The following is a 2,491-nucleotide window of genomic DNA, read 5'->3' as shown; positions in this document are numbered from 1 at the left end:
GCGGGCGCGCGCCCCCGACCCCCCGCGCGCGGGTGTGCGCGACCCCCCCAGCCCCCACCCCCCGCACCCCCCGGGCGGGGGGGCGGTTCCTCGTGCTACCTCGGCGGGTCCAAGCGGTCGCGCGGCACCGGCGACCGCGCGGTGGGGTCGAACAGCGGCCTGCCGTCGTCGTCGAGGGGGACCCCAGCCCAACCCGCACCGCCGGCCGGTCCCGGGCACGCGGAAGCGGGGGGGGGGGCCGGTCCGCGGCCGCCCCGTTGGTCCGGGATCGGCCGCCGAACCGTCACAACGGCACGTTGCCGTGCTTGCGGGCCGGGGCGCGGCGGCGCTTGTCGCGCAGCATCGCCAGGCCCCGCACCACCGCCGCCCGGGTCTGCGCCGGGTCGATCACGTCGTCCACCAGCCCCCGTTCGGCGGCGTAGTAGGGGTGCACCAGCTCGTCGCTGTACCGGGCCACGAGCACCGACCGCAGCTCCTCGGGATCGGCCGCGGCGGCCAGCTCCTTGCGGTGGATGACGTTCACCGCGGCCTCCGCGCCCATCACCGCGATCTCGTTCGTCGGCCACGCCAGGGACAGGTCGCAGCCGATGGACCGGGAGTCCATCACGATGTACGCGCCGCCGTACGCCTTGCGCAGGATCACCTGCACCCGCGGCACGGACGCCTCGCAGTAGGCGTACAGCAGCTTCGCGCCGTGCCGGATCGCGCCGCCGTACTCCTGGTCGGTGCCCGGCAGGAACCCCGGCACGTCCACCAGCGTCACCAGCGGGATGTTGAACGCGTCGCAGAACCGCACGAACCGGGCCGCCTTCTGGGACGCGGCGGTGTCCAGCACGCCGGCCAGCACCAGCGGCTGGTTGCCGACCACGCCGACCACCTCGCCGGCCACCCGGGCGAGCGCGCACACCACGTTGCCCGCCCACCGCTCGTGCACCTCCAGGAACTCGCCGTCGTCCACGACCTCGGCGATCACCGCCCGGATGTCGTAGGGCTGGTTCGGCTCCACCGGCACCAGCGACGCCAGGTCGGGCCGCAGGTCGTCGTCCTCGGGCGGCTCGCACGACGGCGGCGGCTCCAGGTTGTTCGACGGCAGCAAGGACAGCAGGTACCGCACGTCGGCCAGGCAGCTCTCCTCGTCGTCGTGCACGAACGACGCCACACCCGACATCGACCCGTGCACGTCGGCGCCGCCGAGCTGGTCGTGCGTCACCCGCTCGCCGCTCACCGCCTTCACCACGTCCGGGCCGGTCAGGTACATCTGCGCGGTGTCGCGGACCATGAACGTGAAGTCGGCCAGGGCGGGCGAGTAGGCCGCGCCGCCCGCGCACGGCCCCAGCACCACGCTGATCTGCGGGATGACGCCCGACGCCTCGACCTGGCGGCGGAAGATGCCGCCGTAGCCGTCCAGCGCCATCACGCCTTCCTGGATGCGCGCGCCGCCGCTGTCGTTGAGCGCGACGACCGGCGCGCCGGTGGCCAGGGCCAGGTCGAGCACCTTGTGGATCTTCGCGGCGTGGCCCGCGCCCAGCGAGCCGCCGGAGATGGTGAAGTCCTGCGCGTAGACGAACACCCGCCGCCCGTCCACCGTGCCCGAGCCGGCCACCACGCCGTCGGTGTGCGCGCCGGTCGTGCCGCGCCGGTACATGTCGACCTCGACGAACGAGCCGGGGTCCAGCAGCAGCTCCAGCCGCTCCCGGGCGGTCCGCTTGCCCAGCCGGTGCTGCCGCTCCACCGCGACCCGATCGCCCAGCGCGATGCGGTCGGCCAGCTCGTCGCGCCGCTCCCGCAATGCCCGCATGGTCCGCGGCGCGGGCGCGGGGGCCGCCGCCGGCCGCACGGCGGGCCGGATGTCGATCTCGGAGATGCTCATCGTCGCCTTTCGCTCGTGTCGACCTGCCAGTACCCGCCGTCGAAGAACAGCAGCCCGGCCCGGCCGTCGCCGCGGCCCGTGCCGAGCACCCGGCCGATGAACAGCGAGTGGTCGCCCGCCTCGTGCACGTCGACCAGCTCGCACTCCAGCCACGCCAGCGCGTCGGTCAGCACCGGCGCGCCGGTGGCCGGTCCCGGCGTCCAGTCGACCCGGTCGAACTGGGCCCGCCCGGCGGGCCGGTCGCGGTCGGCGAACCAGCGGGCGCTGGCCTCCTGGTCACCGCTCAGCACGGAGGTCGCGAAGTGCCCGGCCGCGGCGATCCCGTCGTGCAGGGTCGCCGTGCGGGCCACGCAGCACAGCACCAGCGGCGGGTCCAGCGACACGGAGCTGAAGGCGTTCGCGGTCATCCCGTGCATGTGCTCGCCGCCGACGGTCAGCACGACCACGCCGGTGGCGAAGCGGGCGAGGGTGGAGCGCATCTCGGTCGGGGACACCCCGGTCAGCTCGGGTGCCAGTTCCATCGCACACGTCCTTCCCGCGAGCGGTGCGGCGGCCGCCGCCGGGGGCGGCCGCGGGCCCGGCGCGGGCCGCCCCGGTATTGGGAGAACCGGTGGGGGTCCC

Annotated in this window: 2 protein-coding genes; both read right to left on the bottom strand. The window is 75.3% G+C overall.

The features are described 5' to 3' along the window. Nucleotides 1-283: 283 nt before the first annotated feature. The gene (locus ACFXGA_RS40115; RefSeq protein ID WP_378098442.1) at nt 284-1,870 is read right to left on the bottom strand and encodes an acyl-CoA carboxylase subunit beta; all 1,587 of its coding nucleotides are present in this window, start codon (nt 1,868-1,870) and stop codon (nt 284-286) included. Next, nucleotides 1,867-2,391 carry a flavin reductase family protein gene (locus ACFXGA_RS40110; protein ID WP_378098439.1) on the bottom strand — a complete coding sequence of 175 codons (525 nt, stop codon included), beginning with the start codon at nt 2,389-2,391 and terminating at the stop codon, nt 1,867-1,869. Before ACFXGA_RS40110 ends, ACFXGA_RS40115 begins: the two co-directional genes overlap by 4 nt. Between the last annotated feature and the right edge of the window lie 100 nt (nt 2,392-2,491).

Source organism: Actinosynnema sp. NPDC059335, assembly GCF_042752395.1.
Classification (GTDB): domain Bacteria; phylum Actinomycetota; class Actinomycetes; order Mycobacteriales; family Pseudonocardiaceae; genus Actinosynnema.
The sequence above is the reverse complement of the archived record's forward strand: the minus strand, read 5'-3'. Positions and strand labels throughout refer to the sequence as shown.

Bases quoted from the DNA above. Each gene is read 5' to 3' on its own strand.
- ACFXGA_RS40115 (WP_378098442.1), bottom strand. From the start codon at position 1,870: ATGAGCATCTCCGAGATCGACATCCGGCCCGCCGTGCGGCCGGCGGCG.
- ACFXGA_RS40110 (WP_378098439.1), bottom strand. From the start codon at position 2,391: ATGGAACTGGCACCCGAGCTGACCGGGGTGTCCCCGACCGAGATGCGC.